The following is a 26,983-nucleotide window of genomic DNA, read 5'->3' on the forward strand; positions in this document are numbered from 1 at the left end:
AGCTCCTGCTCCATCTAGGGTAAGCGGGCAGGAGTTCGGGGGCGGGTCAGAGCGGTATTCGGGTTACCGCTCTGACCCACGAACGTCACGGAGGGCCAGCATCGGGTGCTGGCCCTCCTTTCGTTCGTCCAGGACCTGGCACGTCGACAGGCTCAGTGATCGTGCGAGCTGTGCTCGGATGTGTCCGGCTCATGCGCTCGTCGAAGTGCACACGAGGAACCTCCCGCTCCGGCGACCTTCTCCGGTCCCTGAGCAACCCCCTCTGGTCCCTGAGCAACCCCCTCCGGTCCCTGAGCAACCCCCTCCGGTCCCTGAGCTTGTCGAAGGGCCCACGAGCAACTTCCACAACCAACTCGACTCGGCATCTGGAATGTCAGTGGTTCATGGTGGACTTGTTCCATGACCGAGACCACCCTCACCGCGATCCGCGCGAGCGACGAGCACGCCGCGCAGCTCGCGGAGTTCTCGGACCACTACGCGGACATCCAGCGGCGGCGTGCTGCTCTGGACGCCGAGGAGGCCCGGCTCCTCGCCCGTTCCGCGGCCTACGCCGACGCGCTCGCGGACTCGGTCGTTCCGGCCGTGTTCCCGCCGGCCGAGCGCCAGGCGCTCTCGCGCCGATCCACCTGCGCAGCCCTCGCGATGGCGACCCGCACGCCCGAGCGGACCGTGCAGCGGGCGACGAACGACGCCGAGCGTCTCGTGAACGACGCACCGGCCGTGCTCGCGTCCCTCGAGGCCGGGCGCATCTCGGCCCGGCACGCGCAAACGATCATCGACCAACTCAGTGACGTGCCGACCGCGGGGCGGGCGGCGTTCCTGGAGGCTGTGTTGCCGGCCGCGGAGCAGCTGACCAACGCGAACCTCCGCAGGCGCGCCCGCGTCCTGCGCGAGCGCCTTCACCCCGAGTCCATTACGGCACGCGCCCGGCGGTCCGAGGCGGACCGCCGGGTGGAGTTCGAGCCGGCAGCGGACGGCATGGCGTGGGTACACCTGTTCACCACCGCGCCCATCGCGCAAGGCCTCGCGGAGCGGGTCGAAGCGGCTGCCGCGGAGTCACGCAAGGCCGGTGACACCCGCACGTGCGCCCAACTGCAGGCCGACGCCCTCGCGGCGCTCGCGCTCACCGGCGTCACGCCTGACGACGTGGCGTCGAGCCCAGTGCTCCCGCACCCCATCGAGGTCCAGGAACACATCAAGCCGACCGTGCAGATCACCGTCCCGGCGCTCAGTATGGCCGGCGTCAGCGACGCACCGGCCATGCTCGACGGGTACGGCCCGATCGATCCTGAGATCGCGTCGCGCATCGCGGTGAACGCCCCGAGCTTCACCCGGATCCTCGTCCAACCGGAAACGGGTGCGGTGCTCTCCGTCGGGCGCGGACAGTACCGGGTCCCGGCCGACCTGCAACGGGCGGTCCGCCTCCGGGACGGCACCTGTCGCGCACCAGGCTGCGGCAGACGCGCCAGAGCCTGCGACCTCGACCATTCGGTCGCGTGGGAGGGCGGCGGGGCAACGGATGTCGGCAATCTCGCCTGCCTGTGTCGACATCATCACCGGATGAAGCATCTGCCCGGATGGAACCTCGACCACGGACCCGGCGGGGCGCTCGAGTGGACTACTCCTGACGGGAAGCGCCATCGGACGGAACCGGACCCCGCGCCGTTCTGACCGCTGCCTGTCCCTGAGCCTGTCGAAGGGTTCCTCGTGGGCACTTCGACAAGCTCAGTGACCGGGAGAGGTGTGCCCGGAACGATGAGGAGTCCTCGTGGGCACTTCGACAGGCTCAGTGACCGGAAGAGGCCTACCCGGAACGACGAGGAGTCCTCGTGGGCACTTCGACAAGCTCAGTGACCGGAAGAGGCCTACCCGGAACGACGAGGAGTCCTCGTGGGCACTTCGACAAGCTCAGTGACCGGGAAAGGTGTGCCCGGAACGATGAGGCGTCCTCGTGGGCACTTCGACAAGCTCAGTGACCGGAGGAGGTTCACCGGGAACGGTCCCTGAGCCTGTCGACGGGCACTGTCCTCGTCGAAGCGGTTCAGCCCTCGTCGGACACACCGACCGCGCCCACGCCGGCACGGGAGCCGTCGCGCGGGATCTCGAGCCAGACGTCGAGTTCCTCGTCGTCGTCGTCCGGACCCGCAGCGACGCCCGGTTCGCGCTGCACCGCGCGCAGGCCGACCACGGTCACCGCGACGCGCTCGTCGTCCGGGACGCTCCGCACGATGAGGCGCGTGGCGTGCGAGGCGGCGAGCGCTTCGGCGATCTGCTCGTGGATCGCGTCGAGGACGCCGGCGTCCAGCTCCTCGAGGCCACCTTCGTCCAGCATGTTCACGATCGCTCCGCGCCGCCGGGCCGCGAGCACCTCGGACCGGACCGGGTCGCTCAGGAGGTGACGCCCGCGGATCTCGTCGCGGAGACTGGCCTCCAACGTGCGGCACTCCGTGCGATCGGCCACGGAGAGCCTGCCGCCGTTGGCGATGATCGTACGCAGCATCGGGGTCGCGAGGCGGCCCGTCTGACTGAGGCGTCGCCGCCGCTCGTGTACGTGCGCGTACTGCGCCGCCTGCCAGTCCGAGGTCGCATGCTCCGCCTGCGTGAGGCGCTCGGCGTCGTGCTGGGCCCCGGCGATCGATCGGGTGAGCACACTCGCGAGGATGACCCAGATGAGGCTGCCCGTGACACCCATCCCGAGCGCCAGTCCCGGACCCGCCCAGAGGAGCGACTGGAACGTGAGGAAGACGATCCCGATGTAGGCGACCGCCTCCCGCTGCCGGACCACGGTGATCGTCATCAGTGTCCCGATCGACGCGACGTGCCAGGTGGCGTACCCGTTGTTCCGCGTGGGGTCGAGCTGGCTGGTCACGAGCAACGGGACGATGATCGCGGTCGCGAGGTTGATGCTCGCGAGCCACGACGGCATGCGCGTCGTGCCCATCGGCCAGAGACTCAGGACGCTCGCGACGGCGTAGACGAGCATCGCGATGAGGACCGGGACGACGTCGCGGGGTGTCTCGAGCGTCAGCGCCGCACGGAGCAGGTGGTACGCCGAGAACAGGGCGGCGAGGATGACGAGGGCGTACCGCGGTGCCGGGGTCACGAGCCGTGCTCCGGTGACCACTCGATGCGGATGACGGCGCCCTCACCCGGACGGGAGATCACCGTCGAGCGGCCGCCGACCGCGGCGACGCGCTCGACGATCGAGACCTTCAGCCCGAGCCGCTCCTCAGCGACCTGCTCGGGGCAGAACCCGACGCCGTCGTCGCCGACGATGACGCAGACGCCACCGGAGACCGTGCCCTCGATCGACAGGCTCCGCGCCGCTCCCGAACCCGCGTGCTCGACGCTGTTGACCATCGCCTGCACCGTCGCCCAGTAGACCGCGTTGGCGACCGTGACGGGCAGGACCCGGCCGGACGCCCCCTCGACCGTGACGGAGAACGGTTCACCGAGCATCGACGCGGCCGCACGCAGCCGTTCGATGAGCTCGGCGAGCCCGGTGACCTCGTCCTCGTTCGTCATCGGCGCTCCGACGCCCTCGAGTTGCTCGATCGCGACCCGCGCCATCATGACGGCGAGCGCCTCCGACTTCGGGGTCAGCGCCCGATCCGCGGCGAGCAGGGAGGCGAGGACGCTGTCGTGGACGATCGAGTCGACCTCGACGCGCTCCACCTCCGTGGCGTGCTGCTTGACGGCCGCGTCGTAGGTGGCGAGGGCGGCCGCCCTCGCGGTGTCGACCCGACCGGCCAGCACGCGGAACAGCCCGACGAGCACGACGATGAGCCCACCGATGATCGTCGCGTAGGACGCGTCGAGCGCCCCGATCTCGAAGGACGCGGGCGCGAAGTCCGCGTCGATCACGCGGTTGACCCCGTACATGACCGAGGTCACCACGAGGTACACGATGGCCCCCCGCAACTGCAGCGGGATGCAGGCGAACGCGACGGCGATCGTGCAGAGGTACCAGATCCACGGTTCCTGGTTGATGTCCGCCGACGCCTGCGCGTTCACCGCGGGCCAGATGAGGAGGGCCACGAAGAACACGGCGGCGAAGACGCCGGAGGCGATGCGGTGGTGCCACAGGAAGAAGCAGCAGATGATGGCGCCGAACATCGTCCCGAAGACGAGGGAGACGTAGAGCACGCCGAACCAGCCGGTGATCTGGACACCCTGCCCGAGCGTGGTGAACGCGGTCTGCAGTCCGAAGACGAGTCCGATGATGGCGACCGAACGGCCGAGGAGGCGTTCGAAGTTCGCGGTGTTCAGCATCCGGCGCTGAACCTGGGCATCTTTCGTGGTCGCGGGGATCGCGGGATGCCTGGTCGGTGCCCGGAAGCTAGGAGACATCCGTCCCGCCTTGATCGAGGCCGGGGAGGATCCCGTCCTCGACCGCTCGGCGGAGCAGGTCGACCTTCGTCGGTGCCGGGCGACCCACCTCGACGTACTTCACCCGGATGCGGTCGATGTGTTCGCGGGCCGTGGAGTAGGCGATACCGAGCTGCATGGCGACGGTCTTCAGCGGCAGGCCGGACGCGTAGAGGTGCAGGACGTCGCGCTCACGGCGGCCCAGCTGCGCCCGGGCGAAGTCGCTGTCGGCGTCGATCGCGCTCGCCCACTCGATGTTGTTCAGGGCCTCGCCACGGGCCACCGTGCCGATGGCGGCGATGACCGTGTCCGTCGGTGACGACTTGGGGATGACCCCGGACGCTCCGGCGGCCAGCGCCTCGCGCACCAGTGCGACCCGATCCGCGATGGAGTGGATGAGGACGTGCGCCCCCACGGCCTGCACCGCCTGGATGTTCGAGGTCGGCGTGCTGCCGTCGGAGAGCGAGAGGTCGAGCACGACGACGTCCGGCACCACGCCGTTCAACGCGGCGATGCACTCGACGGCGGTCGGGGCACTCGCCACGACCTGATACCCGGCGTGCGCACACACCGCTTCGATCCCGAGCCTGACGGACTCGTGATCATCAATGATTGCGACGGTCACCACGGCACCATCGTAGCGAGTGACGGACCCGCCGGGCGCGACGGCCGGATCGCGAGTCGCCTCCGTCGGCACGGGCCCGCTCAAGCCGTTCGCGAGAAGCCCGCGACGGCCTCGAGGTGATGCGTGTTGGGGAAGAGGTCGTAGGCCGCGAGGTGGTCGAGCTCGTACCCCTGCTCGGCAAGGAGGGCGACGTCGCGGGACAGCGCGATGGGGTCGCACGCGACGTAGACGATCGACGCGGGCCGTAGCTCGCCGAGCATGGCGACGATCTCCGCGCCGGCACCCGAGCGGGGCGGGTCGAGCACGACGGTCGCGGTGGCGTACCGGGACCGCTCGATCCGGCTGCCCGTCGCGATCTCCGACCGCAGGAAGGCGTCGACCTTCGCGGTGACGGCCTGTGCGCCCACCCACTCGGACAGGTTCTCGCCCGCGTACTTGGTGGCGCGTTCGTCACTCTCCACGGTCGTGATGCGGGTGGTGGAGCCGAAGCGGTCCCCCACGCCCGCGGCCAGGAGGCCGACGCCGCCGTAGAGGTCGAGGTTCGCGGCGCGCGGGTCGAAGCGCGCGTCGTCGATGGCCGCCGACACCGCCTGCTGGAGGGTCGTCGCAGCCTGACGGTGGACCTGCCAGAATCCGTTCGCGTCGACGATGAACTCGCGCTCGCCGACGAGCTCGCGGATCGGGTCTGCCGCGGGACGGACCGGCTTCGGTCCCCCGCGTCGACCGCGCCCGCCACCGCGTCGGCGGTCGCCGCCTCCCGCCTCGTCCGCACGCGTCAGGACGCGGACCGCTCCGGTCGAGGAGGCGACGATGTCGATGGAGGTGGTGCCGTGCGGCAGCTCCTCGAGCTTGGCCGCCTCGGCCACCGCTTCGATCGCGAGCGGCAGGTCGTCGACGGGGACGACGTGGTGGGACCTCGAGGCGTAGGGGCCGATGTTGCCGTGCTGGTCGACGTGCAGGGAGACCCGCGTCCGCCACCGGGTGCCGTCGCTCGTCTCGCCGTCGACCGCGGCGACCGTGAACTCGGGAGCGACGCCGGCGAACCGCTCGAGCCCTTCCGAGAGGACCTGGTGCTTCAACGCGCGCTGGTGGGCGAGCTCGATGTGTCCGAACTCCGCTCCCCCGGCCCGCTCGCTCGGCTCGCGGTCGACGGAGGCCTCGGCCCAGACGTGCGGACGGCGGTGCTCGGACGGCGTGAGGACCTCCAGGGTCTCCGCCCGCCAGAAGCGCTTCTCGTTCTCGTCGACGATGCGCGCCCGCACGCGCTCACCGGGGAGCGTGTCGGGGACGAAGACCACCCGGCCCTCGTGCCGGGCGACGAAGACACCCCCGTGGGCTACGTTGGTGATGTCCAGTTCCACGGTGCGTGCAGTCGTCGTGCTCATGCGTCGAGCATGTCACACGGGCGGCCGCGGGGAGTCCACCGTCCACTGCAGAAGGAACCGTCATGCGCCTCACGCTCGCCTCCACGTCACCGGCCAGACTCGCCCTGCTGCGGTCGAGTGGCATCGAGCCGATCGTCGTCCCGTCGTCGGTCGACGAGGAACAGGCCGTCGACGATGCGACCCGCGCCGCGGGTGCCCCCCTCGCCCCCGACGAGGTCGTGGCCCTCCTCGCCCGCGCAAAGGCGGAGGCCGCTCTGGCCGTCGTGCGCGAACGTGGCGACGCGGCCGACCTCATCCTCGGCGGCGACTCGGTGTTCGTCCTCGACGGCGTCGTCCACGGCAAGCCCCACACCCCCGAGCGCGCCCGCGAACGCTGGCACGCCCAGCGCGGCCGGACGGGGACCCTGTACTCCGGTCACTGGCTCATCGACTGCACCGGCGCCTCGCCGGTCGGGATCGGCGCGGTCGCGAGCGCCGAGGTGTCCTTCGCCGACGACCTCGACGACGCCGAGATCGACGCCTACATCGCATCGGGCGAGCCCCTGGCGGTGGCGGGGGCGTTCACGATCGACAGTCTGGGTGCCGCCTTCATCACCCGCATCGAGGGCGATCCGTCGACCGTCGTCGGACTCTCGCTCCCGACCCTGCGGCGTCTCGTCCGCACGCTGGGACACGACTGGCACGAGCTCCGCAACCGGCGCGGCGCCCTCTGACACCCCAGCACTTGTAGAGGCGACACGTCGTTCCTGCGGCTTTTTTGTGCGTGTGAGCCAAAGGCTCACCCGGGCCTCCCGGTAGGCTCGTGGACTGTGCCACGTATAACCAAGGTCCTCATCGCCAACCGTGGCGAGATCGCCGTCCGCGTCATCCGAGCCGCGAAGGACAGCGGGATCGCCTCCGTCGCCGTCTACGCCGACCAGGATCGCGACGCCATGCACGCCCGTCTCGCCGACGAGGCCTACGCCCTCGACGGGACGACGAGCGCGGAGACGTACCTCGTCATCGACAAGCTCCTGTCCATCGCCCGACGGTCCGGCGCCGACGCCGTCCACCCGGGCTACGGCTTCCTCGCCGAGAACGCTGACTTCGCGCGTGCCGTCATGGCCGCCGGGCTGATCTGGATCGGCCCGTCGCCCGAGGCCATCGAGCGGCTCGGCGACAAGGTCTCGGCCCGCCACGTGGCCGAGAAGGTGGGCGCTCCGCTCGCCCCGGGCACGCTCAACCCCGTCTCGGGTGCCGAGGAGGTGCTCGACTTCGTCGACATCCACGGCCTGCCCGTCGCCATCAAGGCTGCCTTCGGCGGCGGCGGTCGCGGCCTCAAGGTCGCCCGTGAGCGCGAGGAGGTCGCCGAGCTCTTCGAGTCCGCCACCCGCGAGGCCATCGCAGCGTTCGGACGGGGCGAGTGCTTCGTCGAGAAGTACCTCGACCAGCCGCGCCATGTCGAGACACAGTGCCTCGCCGATGCGCACGGCAACGTGGTCGTCGTCTCCACCCGCGACTGCTCGCTGCAGCGTCGCCACCAGAAGCTCGTCGAAGAGGCACCGGCACCCTTCCTCACCGACGACCAGGTGACGGAGCTCTACCGCGCGTCGAAGGCGATCCTCAAGGAGGTCGGCTACCTCGGCGCCGGCACCTGCGAGTTCCTCATCGGCAAGGACGGCACCGTCTCCTTCCTCGAGGTCAACACCCGCCTGCAGGTCGAGCACCCGGTCTCCGAGGAGATCACCGGCATCGACCTCGTCCGTGAGCAGTTCCGTCTCGCCGAGGGCGGCGTCCTCGACTACGACGACCCGCAGCCGAGCGGCCACTCCTTCGAGTTCCGCATCAACGGCGAGGACCCGGGACGCGGCTTCCTCCCGCAGCCGGGCCCGATCCACGTCTTCAAGACCTTCGGCGGCCCCGGTGTCCGCCTCGACTCCGGCGTCACGGCCGGCGACACGATCTCGGGGGCGTTCGACTCGCTCCTCGGCAAGATCATCGTCACGGGACGCACCCGCGAGGAGGCGCTCGAGCGCAGTCGTCGCGCGCTCGACGAGTTCGAGGTCGCCGGCCTCCCCACCGTCATCCCCTTCCACCGCAAGATCGTCCGCGACCCCGCGTTCACCGCGGAGGACGGTACCTTCGGTGTCTACACCCGATGGATCGAGACGGAGTTCGTCAACGACATCGAGCCCTGGGACGGATCCATCGATGCACAGCAGGCACCCGCTGCCCGCTCGACGGTGGTCGTCGAGGTCGGCGGCAAGCGGCTCGAGGTCAGCCTTCCGGGCGGACAGCTGGGGCTGAACGTCGGTGCACCGGTCGCCGCTCCCGCTCCGCACCGCCGCGGTGGTGCAGCGGTGGTCTCGGGTGCGACGGGTGATTCGGTCTCGGCGCCCATGCAGGCGACCATCGTGAAGCTCGCGGTCGCCGAGGGCGATGTCGTCGTGAAGGGCGACCTCGTCGTCGTCCTCGAGGCGATGAAGATGGAACAGCCCATCACGGCGCACAAGGACGGCACGGTCGGCGCGATCGACGCGACGGTCGGCGCCACGGTCTCCTCGGGTCACCAGCTCCTCACCATCAGCTGACCCGACCGGCGCCTTCGGGCGTCGCATCGGACCCGGCGACGATACGCTGAACAGGTGTCAGCAGCCGACCTCCTCGAAGATGCGTTGGATCGTGTGGCGGACTTCGACGCCGCCGGTGCGATCGCGCTGCTCGAGGCAGAGCCGCACGCGGCGTCCGATCCCCGCGTCCTCGCCCTCCTGTCCTACGCCCGGTTCACCACCGCCGACTTCGCGGGTTGTCGCCGGGACGCGGTGGACGCGCTCGCCGCCTCGACGGACTCCGACCGGACGACGCGCCTGCTCGTGCTCGGGGCCGCCGGGCTGGCCCTCGGCTCGGACCGCTCGTCCGGCTCGGAGCTGGAGGGGTGCTTCGCGGAGGCGGACGCCCTCGTCGACGACGGCGGCGACCTCGAGCCGGCCCTGGCCTGGCTCGTCGGGTATCTGCTGGTCGAGGGTGCCGTCGTCAACGTCCTGATCCACGCCGCCCGGCGCTTCGCCGACGCGTTCGCCGACGACATCGCCGCCACCCCGGGCCGCTTGTACCGGACGCTCGTCGACGGGGTCCTCGCCCGCCTCCTGCTCAACGAGGGACGCGTCGCCGAGGCCGAGGCCGCCGCGCTCGCGATGTTCGAGCGGGCCGGGAGCGGACCGACCGCGCTGTACGCGGAGGCCGTGCAGTGCCTCGTCGCAGGGAACCGTGCTGAGCAGGGGGCGACCAGGACACTCGCACGCCGCGTCCGCCAGGCCATCCCCGAGCCCACGGGCGCCTTCCAGACGACGTGCTACCTCCTCGTCGGCTACGGTCTCGCCGCCCTCGCGGACGACCACGGAGCCGCAGCCCTCGCGAGGAGCGCCTCGGGGAACGACTTCAGCGGCCTGTCCGTCCAGGACCGCGCCCTCGCGATCGAGCTGCTCGTCTCGAGCGCCTTCCTCGACCGCGACCTCGTCGAATCGGAACGCCTCATCGGCTTCATCGCCGCCGATGTCGACCGCAGGGTCCCCGGGCCGGCCATCCTCCGGATGCAGTGCAAGCTCGAACTCCTCCGTGGGCGACCCGCCGAGGCGCTGGCGCTCGCGCGCACGGCGACCACCCGCGCGTTGGTCGACGGCCGCATGCTGGAAGCCGGGATCGGCGAGATCCTCGCGACGCGTGCCCTCATCGCCATGTCCGACCGGACGCAGGCCGTCCGTGAGCTGGCCGCGCTCGCCGAGCAGGCGGTCCTCGGCGGGCACACCGCCGCGACCCGCTCCGCCGCCCGGGAGCTGAAGGCGATCGGCCGACGTCTCGCGCCGGTCGCCGGATCCGGTTGGGACGGACTGTCGCCCCGTGAACGCGAGGTCGCCCTGCTCTCCGCGGAGGGCAACTCGACGGCGGAGATAGCGTCCGTCCTCCAGCTCTCCTCGCGCACGGTCGACGCGCACGTCACCCGGGTGCTCGCCGCGTTCGGGATCGTGTCCCGCCGCCAGCTCCCCTCTCGGCTCCCGGCCACGCTGCCGTTGACCGCCGTCCCCGTCCCGACCGCGCCGCTGACGCCCCGACAGCGGGACCTCACCGAACTCGTCGCGGACGGCCTGTCGAACGACGAGATCGCGACGGCCCTCGGCATCTCCCGCAAGACCGTGGAGAAGCATCTGAGCGCCGTCTTCCAGGCCTGGGGCGTGCGCTCGCGGGTCGCCGTCGCACGCATCGTGCTCGCGAACCGCGATCGGTGAACTCCGGCGTCTCAGCGCCGGTTCGACGAGGACGACGCCTATTCGACGATGTGCATGGCGCGCGCAGCATCGGTGATCGACCCGGTGAGTGACGGGTAGACCGTGAAGGCACGTGCCACCTGGTCGACGTTCAGCCGTTGCTCGACCGCGAGGGCGAGCGGGAAGATGAGCTCGCTGGCCTTCGGGGCGACGATGACCCCGCCGATGACCGTCCCGCTGCCGGTCCGCGCGAACAGCTTGACGAAACCGTCCTTGATGCCCATCATCTTCGCGCGCGGGTTCTGGGCGAGGGGCAGCTTGTAGATCTCGCCCTGGGCGATGCCGTCCTCGATCTGCTTCTGGGTCCAGCCGACAGTCGCGATCTCGGGCTGCGTGAAGATGTTCGCGGCGACGTTGCGGATCTCGGTCGGGTTCACCGCGTCGCCCATCGCGTGCAGCATCGAGGTGCGACCCTGCATCGACGCGACGGACGCGAGCGGCAGGAAGGTCGTGCAGTCACCGGCGGCGTAGATGTTGGGGACGCTCGTGCGGGCCACCCGGTTCACACGGATGTGCCCGGAATCGGTCAGCTGCACGCCAGCCTCCTCGAGACCGATCCCGGCGGTGTTGGGCACCGAACCGACCGCCATGAGGCAGTGCGAACCCTCGACCGTGCGCCCGTCGGAGAGCGTGGCGACGACGCCGGTCTCGGTCCGTGTGACGGAGTCGGCCCGCGACTTCGACAGGACCGTCATGCCGTTGCGCTTGAAGACGTTCTCGATGACCGCTGCCGCATCGGCGTCCTCACCGGGCAGCACCTGGTCGCGGCTCGAGATGAGCGTGACCTTGGAGCCGAGCGCCGTGTAGGCGGAGGCGAACTCGGCGCCCGTGACGCCCGAGCCGACGACGATGAGGTGCTCGGGGACGGAGGTGAGGTTGTAGAGCTGCGTCCAGGTGAGGATGCGCTCGCCGTCCGGCAGGGCGGAGGGCAACTGGCGCGGGCTCGCGCCGACGGAGACGACGACGGTGTCAGCCTCGATGCGGTCGAAGTCGGTGCCGCCGGACAGGTCGGTCGAGACGATGACCTCGTTCGGTCCGTCGAGCCGCCCCTGACCGTTGACGATGCGGACACCGGCACGGATGAGACTCGCCCGCATGTCCTCGGACTGCTGGCGGGCCAATCCGAGCAGCCGTTTGTTGACGGCGGCCAGGTTCACGGCGACCTCGGGACGGCTGGGCTTGCCGGTGGTCTCCGAGCGGACGAAGAACTGCACACCGAGGTCGGCCGCCTCGCCGATGGCCCCGACCGCGTCGGCCGTGGCGATGAGGCTCTTGGACGGGACGACGTCGGTGATGACCGCCGCGCCGCCGACGCCCGTGCGCTCCACAAGCGTGACGTCGGCCCCGAGCTGTGCCCCGGCGAGGGCAGCCTCGTACCCGCCGGGTCCGCCTCCGATGATCGCCACTCGCTGCTTGCGTTCGAACTCGTAGGCCATGCGTCCATTCTCGCGCGCCACCAGGGGCGGGACCAAACCCGTTCGGGCCTGCGGCGGTGGGCATCGTGCGCGGATGAGCGGGGTCGGCACGGTTGGGCGGCGGCCCCGCCCCTGTCTAGAGTGAGAGGATGTCCGAAACCTCTGCGAACCCACTCGATCTGTCCGATGTCGATCCCTTCGAGATCGCCCGCGAAGCCGCCGGCCAGATCGCTGAGAAGACCGGCGTGGAACGCCACGACATCGCACTCACCCTCGGCAGTGGCTGGGGCAAGGCGGCCGACCTGATCGGCGAGACGACGGCGACGATCCCGGCCTCCGAGATCGTCGGCTTCTCGAAGCCGGCGCTCGAGGGCCACGTGGGCACCCTGCGCTCGGTCCTGCTCCCGAGCGGGAAGCGTGCGCTCGTCATCGGCGCCAGGACGCACTACTACGAGAACCATGGTGTCCGGCGTGTCGTGCACAGCGTGCGGACGGCCGCTGCGGCCGGCGCGGGCATCATGGTGCTGACAAACGGCGCAGGCGGCATCAAGGACCACTGGACGCCCGGCACGCCCGTGCTGATCAGCGACCACATCAACCTCACGGCCGACTCGCCGCTTGAGGGCGCGACGTTCATCGACCTCACCGACCTCTACGCCAAGCGGCTGCGGGACATCGCGCACAGCGTCGCTCCGGAGCTCGACGAAGGCGTCTACACGCAGTTCCGCGGACCGCACTACGAGACCCCGGCCGAGGTCCAGATGGCGAAGGCGATCGGCGGCCACATCGTCGGCATGTCGACCGCGCTTGAGGCGATCGCCGCACGTCAGGCCGGCATGGAGGTCCTCGGGATGTCGCTCATCACCAACCTCGCCGCCGGCATCCAGCAGACGCCGCTCAGCCACGCCGAGGTCATCGAAGCCGGCCAGGCGGCCGAGCCGGTGATCAGCAAGCTCCTCGCGCAGATCGTCGCGGCCCTGTGAGCGAGGCGACGAGCCTGCTCGCGACCGCCGAGGCCTGGCTCGCCCAGGATCCCGACGACGAGACCCGGGCCGAACTGGCAGGCCTCGTCGAACGCGCCCGGGTGTCCGACGACGTGGCCGTCGCCGAGCTGCACGACCGCTTCGACACCCGACTGCAATTCGGCACTGCCGGGCTCCGCGGTCGCATCGAGGCCGGCTCCAACCGGATGAACCGGGTTCTCGTGTCGCAGGCCGCGGCCGGGCTCGCCGCCTACCTGATCGAGCAGGCGCCGGAAGGGGTGACGCCGAGCGTCGTCATCGGATACGACGGCCGGAAGAACTCCGCCGTGTTCGCCAGCGACACCGCCGAGCTGATGGCCGGTGCCGGTGTCCGCGCAATCCTGCTCCCACGGCTCCTCCCGACGCCCGTCCTCGCGTTCGCCGTGCGGTTCTTCGACGCCTCCGCCGGAGTCATGGTGACCGCGAGTCACAATCCGCCCGCCGACAACGGCTACAAGGTGTACCTGGGCGGTGAGCACCACGGGTCCCAGATCGTCTCCCCCGCCGACGCGGCCATCGCCGCCCACATCGGGCGCATCGCCGAGACGGCGCTCGTCCAGGACCTCCCGCGCAGCGACGGGTTCGAGATCGCGGGCGAGGACGTCGTCGACGCCTATGTCGCCGAGACCGCGGCCGTCGCACCCGCCCCGGCGGGCAGCCAGCTGCGCGTCGTCTACACGGCCATGCACGGCGTGGGTTGGGAGACGACCCGACGCGTCCTCGAGACCGCCGGTTACCCGGCACCGGAACTCGTCACCGAGCAGATCGATCCCGATCCCACCTTCCGGACCGTCAGCTTCCCGAACCCGGAGGAGCCGGGCGCACTGGACCTGTCCTTCGCGACGGCGCGAGCAGTCGGCGCCGATATCATCATCGCCAACGACCCCGATGCCGACCGCCTGGCGATCGCGATCCCCGACGACGCGGCGCCGTCGGGGTTCCGTCGACTCACCGGCAATGAGGTCGGTCTCCTCCTCGGCTGGCGGGCCGCCCAGGCCGCCAGTGCCGCACTCGACGGCGACGCGGCACCCGAGGGCACGCTCGCGTGCTCGATCGTCTCCTCCCCCGCCCTGCGCATCGTCGCCGAGGCGCACGGCCTCGAGTTCCGGGAGACGCTCACCGGGTTCAAGTGGATCTCCCGGACGCCGGGCATGATCTTCGGCTTCGAGGAGGCCCTCGGCTACCTCGTGAACCCCGGGACCGTACGCGACAAGGACGGCATCTCGGCCGCCGTGGCGTTCCTCGGTCTCGCGACGGCGTCGGCGCAGGCGGGCGAGAGCGTCGCGGGGCTCCTCGACCGGTTCGCGGACACCTTCGGTTCCTTCGGCAGCGACCAGATCTCCATCCGCTACGCGGAGCTCAGCCGCATCGGCGAGGTCATGTCCGGGCTCCGGGCACTCCCGCCGACGGAGCTCGCGGGAGCCCGGGTGACCCGGATCGACGACCTCGCCGACGGCTTCGAGGCGCTCCCGCCGAGCGACGTCCTGCGCGTCTGGCTCGACGACGGCACCCGGGTCATGATCCGGCCGAGCGGCACGGAACCGAAGCTCAAGGTGTACGTCGACGTCCAGTCCGCCGACGGCGACGCCGCCGAGCGGGCGGCGACGGTCACCGCGCGGCTCGCCGCGCTGCGGACGGATCTCACGGCGCTCGTCTCCTAGCGCCTCGACAGGCTGAGCGGCCTGACGGGTGCGGCCCGGAGACCGGGCCGCACCCGTCAGCCGATGGCTCGTTCGAGCTTCTCGGTGAGTTCGGCGAGGTCGAAGTAGTTGTCGATGACGACGATGTCGGCGAAGGTCTTGCCGATGCGCTCGACGAGCTCCGGCGAGGTCAGGATCACCTGGGCGTCGGCCGCGGTCGTGCCGAGGCTCTCGATGTCGCCGGCGACGACATCGGCCTCGAGGTCGAGGCGTTCGAGCGCGCGTTCGGCGTTGAGCTTGAGGATCGCGGAAGAGCCGACCCCCGAACCGCAGACGGCGACGATCTTCATGCCTGGTCTCCGATGCGCAGGGGGGACGCACCGAACACGGCGCGCACCTCGTCGAGCGTCGTGGCCGCTGCGAGCCGCGGGATGGCGGTCTCGTCGTTGAAGACATTGGCGATCTCCGCCACCCAGCCCACGTGCGACTCGGCGGTGGTGACGGCGAGGCCGAGGACCACCGAGACGGGGTCGTTGTGGGGGTGTCCGAACCGCACCGGAGCAGCCAGGGTCGCGACGACGAGGGCGTCGTCGTGGACATCGGCACCCGGTCGGGCGTGCGCGAGCGCCAGGCCCGGCGCGATCACGACATATGCGCCGAACTCCTCGACGACGTCGATCATCCGCTGGGTGTATGCGGCGTCCGTCGCGTGGGTGTCGGACAGCAGCGCTCCGGCTACGCGGATCGCCTCGCGCCAGTCGTCGGCTTCGACGTGGAGCGCGACGCTGGCTTCGGACAGTTCTGGGAGTGGCATCGCTTCAATCAGAGGATCGGTCGACCCGAATGGATCGGAACCATCGTAACGCTCCGAGGCTGGAAGCCTGCCGCGCAGGTGCCGCCCAGGCGGTCGCCGGAACAGCACCTGCCGGCATCGTCAGTCCTCGTCGTCGTCGTCGAGGAACTCGTCGAACGCCTCGCTGATGCGGTCCGCCAGAGCCTCACGGATCTCCAGCGGCTGGAACGTCGCGGCGGCGGCGTTCAGCTGGAAGGTCTCCAGGTCGGTGAGGTCGTAGTCGAACGACTCGGAGAGGAGCGCGAGCTCCTTCGTCAGGCTCGTGTCGCTCATCGTGCGGTTGTCGACGTTCACCGTGACGGCGAAGTCGAGCTGGTAGAGGAGGTCGAACGGGTGGTCCTCGAGCTCCTCGCCCCAGGCCGCGATGGCTCCGGTCTGCAGGTTCGACTGCGGGCTGAGCTCCAACGGGATCTTGCGGTCGCGGACCCACTCCGCGACGGGACCGAGCGTGGCGTAGAGGGACTCGGCGTCGTCGCGCTCGATGAAGATGTCCTCCGCGATGCGGACACCGTGGCCGAGTCGCAGCGCACGGCCGTCGAGCATGGCGCTCCGGATCGACTCGATGCCGTCGGCCTCCCCCGCGTGGACGGTGACCGGGAACAGCTCGGCCGCGAGGTAGTCGAACGCCAGCCGGTGCTTGCTGGCGGGGAAGCCCGCCTCAGCGCCGGCGATGTCGAACCCGACCACGCCGCGCTCGCGATGGCGCACGGCGAGCTCAGCGATCTCGAGCGCGCGGTCGGCATGCCGCATGGCCGTGACGAGCTGGCCGATCTGGATGTCGGAGCCGGAGTGGGCCGCGTCCTTGATGCCGAGCTCGATGCCCTCCTGGACGGCCTCGACGACCGCGTCGAGGCTGAGACCCCGGGTGAGGTGCTGTTCGGGAGCCCAGCGCACCTCGCCGTAGATGACGCCGTCCGCAGCGAGGTCCTGGACGAACTCGCGCGCGATGCGGACGAGCCCCTCCTCGGTCTGCATGACCGCGGTGCTGAGGTCGAAGGTCTTCAGGTACTCGACGAGCGAGCCGGCGTTGCACTGCGTGTAGAACCAGTCGGCCAGGCCGTCGGGGTCCGACACGGGGACGTCGACACCGTTCGCTTCGCCCAGCTCGATGATCGTTGCGGGCCGCACACCGCCGTCGAGGTGGTCGTGGAGCGAGATCTTCGGGAGCGCGCGGAGGTCGACGCCGGAGAGGGGGGATTCGTCTGCAGAGGTCACGGGGTTCACTGTACCGCTCCACCCTCTGCCGAGGTGAGGCACTTCGTCACTCCCCATCACCCTCAACGACGAACTGCCTCACCTCGGGCGGGACCGTGGAGGCGCGCCCGGATGCGCTCCGCCAGCGCCGATGGTCGGCGCAAGTCGTCGGCGGTCAGGCGCATCACCGTCCAACCCTCGTGAGCCAGCTCCTCCGTGCGCGCGATGTCCTTCCGCCATTGCGAGCGGTCGGTGCGGTGATGGTCGCCTTCGTACTCGAGGACGAGGTGCTCGTCGCGGAACACCACATCGCCCCGGACCACTCGCCCGGAGCCGTGGAGGACGATCTCGGCGTTGTGCTCCGTTTTCGGGAGCGCCGACGCCTCGAGGATCAACCGGAGCTCGGTCTCCTTCGGCGACTGGCATCGGTCGTGCAGTCGCGGGATCGCAGCCCGAAGGGCGACGACGCCACGACGCGACGGATACTCCGTGACGGCCGCCTGCAGTTGATCGACAGACGTTCGAGGCTCAAGGAACCAGAGGAGGGCATCCCCGGCCGCGATCAATGCCGGGAGCGGTATCACCGTAGCGAGATCGCACCAGGTCCGTTCGACACTGGTGACCGGGAGGCCGTCCAGGTCGACGACGTCCTCGGGAGCAAGGGTGCCGCAGTGCCCGACGACGCCCCGCCCCTCGCGTGCCCGGACACCGGCGGGCGACATGACATGCAGCGGGTCTTCCGGGCTCGTCGGCCTGGGCGTCGGAATGCCGTGCAGGGCGGCGGCCGTCTGATGGCTGAAGGCTCCCCCGATCGGGAGAGCGCTCAGGTAGGCGACCGCCCGGTGGTACAGGTCGGCCGGGTAGCCCGGCGGCGTCCGGATCCCGTGGAAGGGAGCACCGAGCGCGGGGTTCCGGAGCTGACGAGGCGTGAACCCGGCGCGCACCGCCGACTGAGCGGACTTCGGCCCGGCCATGATCGGGATCGAGGATCGGAAGGTCATCCCTCGATCGTGCCGCCGGCAGGAGGTTCCCCCGTCGTTCTCCACAGGTCGCGTACTCAGGTGAGGCAACTCGTCGTCCGGAACGGCGATGGACGACGAGTTGCCTCACCTCAACGGGCTCAGGCCTCGATGCGGGCCCGGACGATGGGGCCGCGCGGGGGCGCGGTGTCCTCGATCGTGTACGCACCGTCGAGGGCCTCGAGCGCCCGCGGGAAGCGTGCCGCGTCGTCGGCACTCAGCGTGAAGAGCGGCTGTCCGGCCCGGACCTCGTCGCCCGGCTTCGCGTGCAGGTCGATGCCCGCCGCGTGGATGACCGGGTCCTGCTGCCTGGCCCGACCAGCACCGAGGCGCCAGGCCGCGATGCCGAACGGCAGTGCCTCCTGCGTCGCCAGCACGCCGTTGCGCGACGCCGTGACGACGTGGGTCTCCTTGGCGACCGGCAGCGGTGCGTCCGGGTCGCCGTCCTGTGCGCGGATCATGCGCTTCCAGACGTCCATGGCCCGACCGTCCGCGAGGGCGCCCTCGACGTCAGCGTCCGGCTGCCCGGCGAGGGTCAGCATCTCCCGCGCGAGGGCGAGCGTCAGCTCGACGACGTCCGCCGGACCACCACCCGCGAGGACCTCGACGGACTCGCGGACCTCGTTCGCGTTGCCGATCGCGAGGCCGAGCGGGACGTTCATGTCCGTCAACAGTGCTGTCGTCGCCACACCGGCGTCCGTCCCGAGCGCGACCATCGTGCGCGCCAGTTCCTCGGCGCGCTCGTAGTCCTGCATGAAGGCGCCGGAGCCGAACTTGACGTCGAGGACGAGCGCACCAGTGCCTTCGGCGATCTTCTTCGACATGATGCTCGACGCGATGAGCGGGATCGCCTCGACCGTGCCCGTCGTGTCGCGCAGGGCGTACAGACGCTTGTCGGCCGGGGCGAGACCGGAGCCGGCGGCGCAGATGACCGCGCCGACGTCCTCCAGCTGCGCCAACATCTCGTCGTTCGTCAGCGCCGCACGCCAGCCGGGGATGCTCTCGAGCTTGTCGAGCGTCCCACCCGTGTGCCCGAGCCCGCGGCCCGACAGCTGCGGCACCGCGACGCCGAAGACGGCGACGAGCGGGGCGAGCGGCAGGGTGATCTTGTCGCCCACGCCGCCCGTCGAGTGCTTGTCCGAGGTCGGCTTGTCGAGCGATGCGAAGCTCATCCGCTCTCCACTCGCGATCATCGCCATCGTGAGGTCGCGGATCTCGCGCCGCTCCATGCCGTTCAGCAGGATCGCCATCGCGAGCGCCGACATCTGCTCGTCGGCGACATAGCCACGGGTGAAGGCGTCGATCAGCCAGTCGATCTGCGGCGTCGACAGCTCGCCGCGGTCGCGCTTCGTGCGGATGAGGTCGACGACGTCGAATGCTTCTACGGAACTCATGCGTGGTACTCCTCGAGTTGACGGGGTCCGAAGGCGTCCGGCAGGACCTCGTCGATGGTGCGGATGCCGGAGACGGTGTCGAGCAGCATGCCCGCCGTCGAGTGCTCGTACAGCAGCTGTCGGCACCGGCCGCACGGCATGAGGCGTTCGCCCTTGCCGTCGACGCAGGCGAACGCCACGAGGCGTCCTCCGCCCGACATGTGGAGGGCGGAGACGAGCGCGCACTCCGCGCACAGCGTCAGGCCGTAGCTGGCGTTCTCGACGTTGCAGCCGGAGATGATCCGGCCGTCGTCGACGAGAGCAGCCGCGCCGACCGGGAACCGGCTGTAGGGCACATAGGCGTGACCCATCGCCTCCCGGGCCGCGGTGTGCAGCGCCTCCCAGTCGACGGGTGGCGTGGTCGTCGTGTCGCTCACGATCAGCCCTTCACGTAGGGCTTGCCGGCGGCTGCCGGTCCGCGGGAGATGCCGACGAGTCCGGCGACCGCGAAGATCGTCACCACGTACGGGAGCATGAGCATGAACGCGCTCGGCACCGGGGAGCCGATGGCACTCAACGCGAACTGCAGGTTCTGCGTGAAGCCGAACAGCAGCGCGGCGAGCGTCGCCTTGAGCGGGTCCCAGCGTCCGAAGATGACCGCCGCGAGCGCGATGTAGCCGGCACCCGCCGTCATCTCCTTGTTGAACGCACCGACCGAGCCGAGGGTGAAGTACGCCCCACCGAGGCCGACGATCGCGCCCGCGAGCGCGACGTTCCAGAACCGGGTCCGGTTCACGTTGATGCCGACGGTGTCGGCCGCCTGCGGGTGCTCACCCACGGCGCGGAGGCGGAGGCCCCAGCGCGTGTAGAACAGGCAGAAGAAGACCACGGCCACGGCGATGTACATCAGGTAGATGATGATCGTCTGGCGGAACAGCACGGGCCCGATGAGCGGGATCTCGCTGAGGATCGGGATGTTGATCCGGGGGAACTTCGGCGGGCTGTTGAAGAGCGCCTCGTTCTTCGTGAGCACCTGCGAGTACAGGAAGCTCGTGAGTCCGACGACGAGGACGTTGAGCACCACACCGACGATGACCTGGTCGACGAGGTACTTGATCGAGAACGCCGCGAGCAGGAAGCTCACGAGCGTGCCGGCGATCATCGCCGCGACGAGCCCGAGGAAGGCGTTCCCCGTCACCGAGGCGACGAAGGCGGACGAGAACGCGCCGGCGAGCAGCTGGCCCTCGATCGCGATGTTCACGACGCCGACCCGCTCGGAGATGACGCCGCCGAGCGCACCGAAGATGAGCGGGACGCTCAGGGCGACCGTGCCGAGCAGGAGCCCGGTGATCGGGATCGCCTTGCCCGCGGCGGCCCACGACAGGAACCCGACCATGAACAGCACACCGAACACGGTGATGAGCCAGAGCGGGACTTTCTTGCCCGTCGTGACGAGGTACGCGCTCAGTGCCGTGATGGCGGCCAGGAGGATCGTGACGACGATGCCGGTGACCGTGGACGGGAGCACGACCGTCGGCAGCTGGATGACGTCGCCGTCGCTGGAGAGCCGGAACGTGCTGTTGCCGTCGCGGTGCCAGATGACGAACAACAGGAACGCGATGACGGTGAAGATCCCGAACGCGATCGGGGCCTTCCAGCTCCGGACGACGACCGTCTCGAGGACGATCGGGGCGTCGGGAGCCGGCTGCGGCGTCTGCTTGTCGAGCGTGAATCCACTCATGCGGACACCTCCTTCTTGGCGGAGCGACGCGTTCGGCGCGTCGAACCGTCGGGCTTCGGCAGGAAGAAGATCGCCCGCACGAGCGGCGGAGCCGCGATGAACAGCACGATGAGTGCCTGGAGGACGAGCACGATGTCGATCGGCACGTTGACGCCCTGGGTGGCCTGCATGGAGTACCCACCGGCCTTGAGCGCACCGAACAGGATGCCGGCGATGAGGATGCCGCCCGGCCGGCTGCGTCCGAGGAGCGCGACGGTGATGGCGTCGAAGCCGATGCCGGCGTCGATGCCGTTGTCGAACCCGGAGGTCACCGTTCCGAGCACCTGCGAGACGCCGGCGAGACCGATCAGTCCACCGGAGAGCAGCATGGCGTACACGTAGGTGTTCTTCACGTCGATACCCGCGACGCGCGCGGCGTTCGGGTTCTCACCGACCGCGCGGAAGCGGAAGCCGATCGACGACCGGCTGAACAACCACCACACGAACACGACCGCGAGGATCGCGATGAGGAAACCGGCGTGCAGGTTGTAGCGGTCACCGAGGAGCTTGGGCAGGACGGCGTTCTCCGCCATCCCCGCGCTCTTCGGCACGTTCGACCCGGGAGCCTGCAACAGCCCCTGCGTGGAGAGCATGAAGGTGATGAGGTAGAACGCGACGTAGTTGAGCATGATCGTGATGATCACCTCGTGCGCGCCGGTGCGGGCCTTCAGGACGCCGACGATGCCGCCCCAGAACGCGCCACCGATGATGCCGGCGGCGATCGCGACGAGCAGGTGCACCACGGGCGGGAGGTCGAGCGTGAAGCCGACCCATCCGGCGCAGGCGGCGGCGATGAGCATCTGACCTCGTCCACCGATGTTGAACATGCCGACCCGGAACGCCAGGCCGACACCGAGTCCGGCGAGGATCAGCGGGGTCGCGAAGGTCAGCGTCTCCGTCAGCGGGCGGATGCCGTTCAGGAAGTCGGGGCGCTTGAAGTTGTAGATCGACCCCTGGAAGAGCGCGCCGTACGCGCCGGTCGCCGACTGCCAGACCGCCGCGATCGTGTCGCCCGGGCGGGCGAAGAAGTACCCGGCGGCGGTGTGGACCTTCGGATCGGTCAGCGCGATGAGGATCGCACCGACGACCATCGCCAGGACGACGGCGAGGATCGAGATGACGATGCTCGAGTTGAGGATCTCGGCGAGCACCTTGTTCGAGCGCGGCTGGGTCGTGTCGGGCTTCGCCTCGCCCGGTGCCACCGGCTGGACCGTTCCGGGCGGGGTGTGGGACGTCTCGCTCATGCTGCTGCTCCTGCCGGGAGTTCGCCGGCCATCATGAGGCCGAGGACCTCTCTGGGGGTCGATGCCGGGACGATCCCGACGATGCCGCCGCGGTACATGACCGCGATGCGGTCGGCGAGCGCGACGACCTCGTCGAGCTCGGTCGACACGACGATGACGGGGATGCCGGCGTCGCGCGTGGCGACGATGCGCTTGTGCACGAACTCGATCGAGCCGACGTCGATCCCGCGGGTCGGCTGTGCGGCGACGAACAGCCGCAGCTCACGGCTGAGCTCACGGGCGAGGACGACCTTCTGCTGGTTGCCGCCCGACAGGGAGCCGGCCGGCGACTCGATGCCCTGCGACCGGACGTCGAACTCCTGCGACTTCTCGCGTGCGAACTCGTCGCGGAATCCGCGCTGGACGTTGCCGCCCTTCACGAAGGGTGCACCCGTCGATCGGTCCAGCATGAGGTTCTCGGCGATGGTGAACTGTTTGACGAGCCCGTCCTCGGATCGGTCCTCCGGCACGAAGCCGACGCCGGCGTCGAGCACCTTGCGCGGGGTGGACCCGACGAGTTCGACACCGTCGAGCTTGATGCTGCCCTTGGTGTGCGGCTGCAGCCCGAGGATCGCCTCGGTGAGCTCGGTCTGCCCGTTCCCCTGGACGCCGGCGATGGCGAGCACCTCGCCCTCGCGCACCTCGAAGCTGACGCCGTTGACGACGAGCTGGCCGAGGTGGTCGACGACGGACAGGTCGTGCACGGTGAAGGTGGTGTCGCCGAGGTTCGGCGCCTCCTTGTGGACCGTGAGTTCGACGGGACGCCCGACCATGAGGGACGCCAGCTCGGCGTTCGTCGCGGTGGGCGAGGCCTCGCCGACGACCTTGCCGAGTCGGATGACGGTGATGCGGTCGGCGACTTCGCGGACCTCTCGCAACTTGTGGGTGATGAAGACGATGGACGTGCCCTCGTCCTTCAGCTGCTTCATGATCGCCATGAGCTCGTCCGTCTCCTGTGGGGTGAGCACGGCGGTGGGCTCGTCGAAGACGAGGACGTTGGCGTTGCGGGAGAGCGCCTTGACGATCTCGACGCGCTGCTGCACTCCGACCGGGAGGTCGCCGACGATGGCGTCCGGGTCGAGGCTGAAGCCGAACCGCTCGGAGATGTCGATGACGAGCTTGCGGGCCGCTGCGACGTCGAGGCGGCCACCGCCCTTGGTCTGCTCGTGGCCGAGCATGACGTTCTCGGCGACGGTGAAGACGGGGATGAGCATGAAGTGCTGGTGCACCATGCCGATGCCGGCGCCCATGGCGTCGCCAGGGCCCTGGAAGTGCTGGACGACGTCGTCCAGGAGGATCTCGCCCTCGTCGGCCTGATAGAGGCCGTAGAGGACGTTCATGAGGGTGGATTTGCCGGCACCGTTCTCGCCGAGGAGACAGTGGATCTCTCCCGGTTCGACGGTGAGGTCGATGTGGTCGTTGGCGGTGAGTGCACCGAACCGTTTGGTGATGCCGCGGAGCTCGAGCTTCATGGGTCCCAATCTAGTCACGTGTCGGATGTCGGCACAGGCGGTCGGGATCGCCGTCCGGCCGTGCCGCGAACAAAGCGGGGGGAGGTCGCGGATCGCGACCTCCCCCCGGAGTCCCGGGCGAGGGCCCGGGTGAAGAGGGACTACTTGACGGGCGAGGAGACCGAGGTCGCCTTGATGGAACCGTCGATGATGCCAGCCTTGATCGTGTCGAGCTCGTCGGCCAGGGTCGGGGAGACCTTGGACTCGAAGTCGTGGAACGGCGCGAGGCCGACGCCCTCGTTCTCGAGGGTGCCGATGTACGCAGCTGCGTCGAACTTGCCGCCACCGGCCTCGGTCACGGTGTCGGCGACGCCGGCCTTCATGCCCTTGAGGATGGAGGTCAGGAACAGGCCCTTGTTCTCGGAGTTGGTCTCGTACAGGTCGGCGTCGACACCGATCATGGCGATGTCCTTACCGGTCTCCTGGATCTCGGCGATCGCGCTCAGGAAGATCGGGCCACCGACCGGAAGGAGCACGTCGGCGTTCTGGTCGATGAGTGTGCGGGCGAGCTGCTTGGCGGTGTCGTTCGCCTCGAAGCCACCGGTGAAGGAACCGGTCTGAGCGGCGACGTCCCAACCGACGACCTGGACGCTCTTGCCCTTCTGCTCGTTGTAGTACGCGACGCCCTCGGCGAAGCCGTCCATGAAGATCTGGACGGACGGGAAGGGCTGGCCGCCGAAGGTGCCGACGACGCCGGTCTTCGAGTAGTCGGCCGCCGCGTAGCCCGCGAGGAATGCGGCCTGGACGGTGTCGAACAGGATCGGCTTGATGTTCGGGGCGTCGACCTTGCCGTCGAAGTCGTTGTCGGCCGCGTCGTCGATGATCGCGTAATCGACGTCCGGGTTCGCGAGCGCCGCGTCGACCGTGTCGGCGGAGAGGGCGAAGCCGACGCTGACGATGAGCGAGCAGCCCTGGTCGGCCAGGCTCTGCAGGTTCGGCTTGTAGTCGTCGGCCTTGTCGGACTGGACGGTGATGGGCTCGACGCCGAGCTCCTTCGCCGCCTCGGTCAGACCCTCGTAGCCGAGCTGGTTGAACGACTTGTCGGTGAAGCCACCGGCGTCGGAGACCATGCACGGGAGGAAGTCGGATGCGGCACCGGTTGAGTCGCCGTCGCCGGTGCTGGGAGCCGATGCGCAGCCGGCGAGCAGTGCCATGAGACCGACGCCGGCGATTGCGCCCGCAGCGGCCTTCCGAGTTGAGATTGCCAAGGTAGCCTCCAAGATGCAGCCCCGCGGGTCACGGGGCGTATGGGGTTACGTTACCCAATACGACGACCGCCGAACGGACGATCCCGGCTTCGCGACCGAAGCGTTACAGAACGGTGGCACCGGCGTCATGCGCCGGAAACACGCGGATGCGCAGACGCGCATCGCCGGGCCGTGATGCTGCGCACGTGAGCGCGGAGCGACCCCGCCGGCGGTCGCCTTGCGCTCCGGGTAGCTGCGGTTCCCACCTGGGCACCGAGCGCGGCTCGGTGCCCAGGCAGAACCGACCGGGATCCGGGTCAGCGGCGGTCGAGCATCAGGGTGTCGCCGCTCCAGCGCCGACGGAGCCATCGGTCGTGGCTCGCGATGACGACCGCGCCCGGATAGTCGCTGAGGGCGTCCTCGAGCTCCGTCGCAAGCGTGAGCGACAGGTGGTTCGTCGGCTCGTCCAGGAGGAACAGGTGCGGAGGCCGCGCGATGATCAGCGCGAGGGCAAGACGGCGTTGCTGCCCGACGGAGAGCTGGCCGATCGGGCGGTCGAGGTCGCGAAGCCCCAGGAGCCCGAGACCCGCGAGCGGGGTGCGCGCTGCACGCGCCTCGCCGAGCGTCCGGTCGTAGACCTCCCGAGGTGATCGCTCCGCATCCGGGAACGCGACGTCCTGCTCGAGGAGCCCCACGCGGAGCCCCTTCCGCCGGAGGACGGTCCCCGCATCGAGGCGCAGCGACCCGGCGAGGACCGCCAGGAGCGTCGACTTCCCCGAACCGTTCGCCCCGGTGACCAGCACCCGCGACCGGGGTGCCAGCTGCAGGCGTTCGAGGTGCAGCCGGCCGTCCACGCGGGCGTCGGCGAGGTCGAGCAGCTGCTCCCCCTCGTCGAGGACCGTCGATCCGCTCGGGATCCCTGCGAACGAGAGCTGGCGAGGCGGGCGCCGCACCTGCTCGCGCTCGAGGACCTCGAGTCGGAGCTGCGCGTTCCGCACCCGCCGACTGATCTGCTGCTCGACGCGGTCGCCGCGCATGCCGAAGGCCATGCGGTTGTTGTCGCGGATGCCCCGATCGTGGTTGATCCGCGGGGCGACGTCGTGCACCGCGGACGCGAGGCGGCGCAGTTCGGCCTGCTCCTCTTCATGACGCGCCGACCAGCGATCGAGTTCCGCTGCCTTCCAGTCGAGGTACTCGCTGAACGGCCCGCCGAACTCCACGACGGGTGACGCCTCGCCGACGGGGACGGGGCGGGACGGATCGATGTCGACGAGCCCCGTCGCCACCTCGTCGAGGAAGGCGCGGTCATGGCTCGCGAAGAGCACCGGACCCGGCCACTCCGACAGGTGGCCGCGGAGGAACGCGACCGCCTCGTCGTCCAGATGGTTGGTCGGCTCGTCGAGCAGCAGTGCGGTCGGTCTCGCGACGAGGAGCGCGGCGAGGGCGAAGCGGGATCGCTGTCCCCCGCTCACCTCACCGAGTCGTCGCGACCGTTCGATCGCGGCGATGCCGAGGCCGTCGACGACCGCGTCCAACCGGGCGTCCGCCGTCCAGACGTCGGCGCGTTCCGCCGCATCGAGCGCGGCGGCGTACCGCTGCTCGGCGGAACCGTCACCGGCGGAACCCGTCTCACCGAGTGCCGCCGCCGACGTCTCGAGCTCCTGCTCGACTGCGCGGACCTCGCCGAGCGCCTGCTCCAGCAGCTCGCCGACCGTCGTGTCCTCCGGGAGCTCGAGTTCCTGCATGAGGATGCCTGTGCGCAGCGGGCGGACGGCCTCGCCGTCGTCCGGCTCATCGATCCCGGCGAGGATGCGCAGCAGCGTGGACTTCCCCGCGCCGTTCTCGCCGATCAGGCCGAGACGATCCCCGGCCGACACGACGAGGTCCACGTCGCGCAACACGACGCGGTCGCCGTAGGAGCGGGTGACGCCGTCGGCGCGGAGCTGCTGGATGTCGATGGATCGCCCGAAGGTCGAAGCGGCGCGACGGTGGACTGGTGTTGCTTGGGTCATGGGTGCTCGCATGGA

General features: G+C 69.9%; 22 protein-coding genes. 6 read left to right on the forward strand and 16 right to left on the reverse strand.

What is annotated here, in order from left to right; all coding sequences use genetic code 11:
• Positions 1-399 precede the first annotated feature (399 nt).
• Entirely contained in the window at positions 400-1,671 is a 1,272-nt protein-coding gene (locus ACQ3HE_RS14730; protein WP_430893255.1) for an HNH endonuclease signature motif containing protein, read from the forward strand.
• A 370-nt stretch (positions 1,672-2,041) separates the two neighbouring features.
• Here ACQ3HE_RS14730 and ACQ3HE_RS14735 read toward each other — a convergent pair whose 3' ends face one another.
• The 4 genes from ACQ3HE_RS14735 to ACQ3HE_RS14750 form a co-directional block, all read right to left on the reverse strand.
• Positions 2,042-3,103 carry a hypothetical protein gene (locus ACQ3HE_RS14735; RefSeq protein WP_430893256.1) on the reverse strand — a complete coding sequence of 354 codons (1,062 nt, stop codon included), beginning with the start codon at positions 3,101-3,103 and terminating at the stop codon, positions 2,042-2,044.
• The gene (locus ACQ3HE_RS14740; RefSeq protein WP_229938989.1) at positions 3,100-4,272 is read right to left on the reverse strand and encodes a sensor histidine kinase; all 1,173 of its coding nucleotides are present in this window, start codon (positions 4,270-4,272) and stop codon (positions 3,100-3,102) included. Before ACQ3HE_RS14740 ends, ACQ3HE_RS14735 begins: the two co-directional genes overlap by 4 nt.
• 67 nt (positions 4,273-4,339) lie before the next feature.
• Complete coding sequence (locus ACQ3HE_RS14745) at positions 4,340-4,996, reverse strand: response regulator transcription factor (protein ID WP_079707415.1); 657 nt, start codon at positions 4,994-4,996, stop codon at positions 4,340-4,342.
• A gap of 77 nt (positions 4,997-5,073) precedes the next feature.
• Complete coding sequence (locus ACQ3HE_RS14750; protein ID WP_430893257.1) at positions 5,074-6,378, reverse strand: class I SAM-dependent RNA methyltransferase; 1,305 nt, start codon at positions 6,376-6,378, stop codon at positions 5,074-5,076.
• 62 nt (positions 6,379-6,440) lie between these two features.
• Between ACQ3HE_RS14750 and ACQ3HE_RS14755 the strand changes: the two genes are divergently transcribed.
• The 3 genes from ACQ3HE_RS14755 to ACQ3HE_RS14765 all read left to right on the forward strand — a co-directional run bounded on the left by ACQ3HE_RS14755 (position 6,441) and on the right by ACQ3HE_RS14765 (position 10,640).
• Positions 6,441-7,091: a Maf family protein gene (locus ACQ3HE_RS14755; protein WP_079002868.1), complete on the forward strand. Its 651-nt coding sequence runs from the start codon at positions 6,441-6,443 to the stop codon at positions 7,089-7,091.
• A 96-nt stretch (positions 7,092-7,187) separates the two neighbouring features.
• Positions 7,188-8,948: an ATP-binding protein gene (locus tag ACQ3HE_RS14760; RefSeq protein ID WP_079707321.1), complete on the forward strand. Its 1,761-nt coding sequence runs from the start codon at positions 7,188-7,190 to the stop codon at positions 8,946-8,948.
• Between the two features lie 54 nt (positions 8,949-9,002).
• Positions 9,003-10,640 (forward strand): LuxR C-terminal-related transcriptional regulator, encoded by a 1,638-nt coding sequence (locus ACQ3HE_RS14765; protein WP_159879449.1) that lies wholly within the window; start codon positions 9,003-9,005, stop codon positions 10,638-10,640.
• 38 nt (positions 10,641-10,678) lie between these two features.
• On the opposite strand, the gene ACQ3HE_RS14770 is transcribed toward ACQ3HE_RS14765, so the two are convergent.
• Positions 10,679-12,115: an NAD(P)H-quinone dehydrogenase gene (locus ACQ3HE_RS14770; RefSeq protein ID WP_079707323.1), complete on the reverse strand. Its 1,437-nt coding sequence runs from the start codon at positions 12,113-12,115 to the stop codon at positions 10,679-10,681.
• Between the two features lie 128 nt (positions 12,116-12,243).
• On the opposite strand from ACQ3HE_RS14770, the gene ACQ3HE_RS14775 reads away from it, so the two are divergent.
• Together ACQ3HE_RS14775 and ACQ3HE_RS14780 are read left to right on the forward strand one after the other, a co-directional pair.
• On the forward strand, positions 12,244-13,077 hold the full coding sequence (locus tag ACQ3HE_RS14775) for a purine-nucleoside phosphorylase (protein WP_079707324.1): 834 nt from the start codon (positions 12,244-12,246) through the stop codon (positions 13,075-13,077).
• Positions 13,074-14,777 (forward strand): phospho-sugar mutase, encoded by a 1,704-nt coding sequence (locus ACQ3HE_RS14780; protein WP_430893258.1) that lies wholly within the window; start codon positions 13,074-13,076, stop codon positions 14,775-14,777. The genes ACQ3HE_RS14775 and ACQ3HE_RS14780 overlap by 4 nt, the downstream gene beginning before the upstream one ends.
• A 56-nt stretch (positions 14,778-14,833) precedes the next feature.
• Here the strand turns inward: ACQ3HE_RS14780 and ACQ3HE_RS14785 are convergent, their stop codons facing one another.
• The 11 genes from ACQ3HE_RS14785 to ACQ3HE_RS14835 form a co-directional block, all read right to left on the reverse strand.
• Entirely contained in the window at positions 14,834-15,106 is a 273-nt protein-coding gene (locus ACQ3HE_RS14785; protein ID WP_064294838.1) for a PTS sugar transporter subunit IIB, read from the reverse strand.
• On the reverse strand, positions 15,103-15,570 hold the full coding sequence (locus ACQ3HE_RS14790; RefSeq protein ID WP_079707326.1) for a PTS sugar transporter subunit IIA: 468 nt from the start codon (positions 15,568-15,570) through the stop codon (positions 15,103-15,105). Before ACQ3HE_RS14790 ends, ACQ3HE_RS14785 begins: the two co-directional genes overlap by 4 nt.
• A gap of 120 nt (positions 15,571-15,690) precedes the next feature.
• Positions 15,691-16,881, reverse strand: a complete 1,191-nt coding sequence (locus ACQ3HE_RS14795) for an adenosine deaminase (protein ID WP_430893259.1) — start codon at positions 16,879-16,881, stop codon at positions 15,691-15,693.
• Positions 16,882-16,886: 5 nt separating this feature from the next.
• Positions 16,887-17,804 carry a DUF559 domain-containing protein gene (locus tag ACQ3HE_RS14800; protein ID WP_430893260.1) on the reverse strand — a complete coding sequence of 306 codons (918 nt, stop codon included), beginning with the start codon at positions 17,802-17,804 and terminating at the stop codon, positions 16,887-16,889.
• A gap of 119 nt (positions 17,805-17,923) precedes the next feature.
• Positions 17,924-19,216 carry a thymidine phosphorylase gene (locus ACQ3HE_RS14805; protein WP_430893261.1) on the reverse strand — a complete coding sequence of 431 codons (1,293 nt, stop codon included), beginning with the start codon at positions 19,214-19,216 and terminating at the stop codon, positions 17,924-17,926.
• On the reverse strand, positions 19,213-19,632 hold the full coding sequence (locus tag ACQ3HE_RS14810) for a cytidine deaminase (RefSeq protein WP_064294834.1): 420 nt from the start codon (positions 19,630-19,632) through the stop codon (positions 19,213-19,215). Before ACQ3HE_RS14810 ends, ACQ3HE_RS14805 begins: the two co-directional genes overlap by 4 nt.
• 2 nt (positions 19,633-19,634) lie before the next feature.
• Entirely contained in the window at positions 19,635-20,936 is a 1,302-nt protein-coding gene (locus ACQ3HE_RS14815) for an ABC transporter permease (RefSeq protein WP_079707330.1), read from the reverse strand.
• Positions 20,933-22,219, reverse strand: coding sequence for an ABC transporter permease (locus ACQ3HE_RS14820; RefSeq protein WP_124769711.1), 1,287 nt, complete (start codon positions 22,217-22,219; stop codon positions 20,933-20,935). The genes ACQ3HE_RS14815 and ACQ3HE_RS14820 overlap by 4 nt, the downstream gene beginning before the upstream one ends.
• A complete protein-coding gene (locus tag ACQ3HE_RS14825) occupies positions 22,216-23,730 on the reverse strand; it encodes an ABC transporter ATP-binding protein (protein WP_124769712.1) in 1,515 nt (504 codons plus the stop codon). The genes ACQ3HE_RS14820 and ACQ3HE_RS14825 overlap by 4 nt, the downstream gene beginning before the upstream one ends.
• A 140-nt stretch (positions 23,731-23,870) precedes the next feature.
• Positions 23,871-24,977 (reverse strand): BMP family lipoprotein, encoded by a 1,107-nt coding sequence (locus ACQ3HE_RS14830; RefSeq protein ID WP_124769713.1) that lies wholly within the window; start codon positions 24,975-24,977, stop codon positions 23,871-23,873.
• Positions 24,978-25,273: 296 nt separating this feature from the next.
• Positions 25,274-26,968, reverse strand: coding sequence for an ABC-F family ATP-binding cassette domain-containing protein (locus ACQ3HE_RS14835; protein WP_430893262.1), 1,695 nt, complete (start codon positions 26,966-26,968; stop codon positions 25,274-25,276).
• Positions 26,969-26,983: the final 15 nt, after the last annotated feature.

Source organism: Plantibacter auratus, from assembly GCF_050587365.1.
GTDB classification, from domain to species: domain Bacteria; phylum Actinomycetota; class Actinomycetes; order Actinomycetales; family Microbacteriaceae; genus Plantibacter; species Plantibacter auratus.

Excerpts from the sequence above, each read along its gene's own strand:
- ACQ3HE_RS14730 (WP_430893255.1), top strand. The coding sequence starts at position 400 with ATGACCGAGACCACCCTCACCGCGATCCGCGCGAGCGACGAGCACGCC.
- ACQ3HE_RS14740 (WP_229938989.1), bottom strand. The coding sequence starts at position 4,272 with ATGCTGAACACCGCGAACTTCGAACGCCTCCTCGGCCGTTCGGTCGCC.
- ACQ3HE_RS14750 (WP_430893257.1), bottom strand. The coding sequence starts at position 6,378 with ATGAGCACGACGACTGCACGCACCGTGGAACTGGACATCACCAACGTA.
- ACQ3HE_RS14755 (WP_079002868.1), top strand. The coding sequence starts at position 6,441 with ATGCGCCTCACGCTCGCCTCCACGTCACCGGCCAGACTCGCCCTGCTG.
- ACQ3HE_RS14770 (WP_079707323.1), bottom strand. The coding sequence starts at position 12,115 with ATGGCCTACGAGTTCGAACGCAAGCAGCGAGTGGCGATCATCGGAGGC.
- ACQ3HE_RS14775 (WP_079707324.1), top strand. The coding sequence starts at position 12,244 with ATGTCCGAAACCTCTGCGAACCCACTCGATCTGTCCGATGTCGATCCC.
- ACQ3HE_RS14785 (WP_064294838.1), bottom strand. The coding sequence starts at position 15,106 with ATGAAGATCGTCGCCGTCTGCGGTTCGGGGGTCGGCTCTTCCGCGATC.
- ACQ3HE_RS14790 (WP_079707326.1), bottom strand. The coding sequence starts at position 15,570 with ATGCCACTCCCAGAACTGTCCGAAGCCAGCGTCGCGCTCCACGTCGAA.
- ACQ3HE_RS14795 (WP_430893259.1), bottom strand. The coding sequence starts at position 16,881 with ATGGGGAGTGACGAAGTGCCTCACCTCGGCAGAGGGTGGAGCGGTACA.
- ACQ3HE_RS14800 (WP_430893260.1), bottom strand. The coding sequence starts at position 17,804 with ATGACCTTCCGATCCTCGATCCCGATCATGGCCGGGCCGAAGTCCGCT.
- ACQ3HE_RS14805 (WP_430893261.1), bottom strand. The coding sequence starts at position 19,216 with ATGAGTTCCGTAGAAGCATTCGACGTCGTCGACCTCATCCGCACGAAG.
- ACQ3HE_RS14815 (WP_079707330.1), bottom strand. The coding sequence starts at position 20,936 with ATGAGTGGATTCACGCTCGACAAGCAGACGCCGCAGCCGGCTCCCGAC.
- ACQ3HE_RS14820 (WP_124769711.1), bottom strand. The coding sequence starts at position 22,219 with ATGAGCGAGACGTCCCACACCCCGCCCGGAACGGTCCAGCCGGTGGCA.
- ACQ3HE_RS14825 (WP_124769712.1), bottom strand. The coding sequence starts at position 23,730 with ATGAAGCTCGAGCTCCGCGGCATCACCAAACGGTTCGGTGCACTCACC.
- ACQ3HE_RS14835 (WP_430893262.1), bottom strand. The coding sequence starts at position 26,968 with ATGACCCAAGCAACACCAGTCCACCGTCGCGCCGCTTCGACCTTCGGG.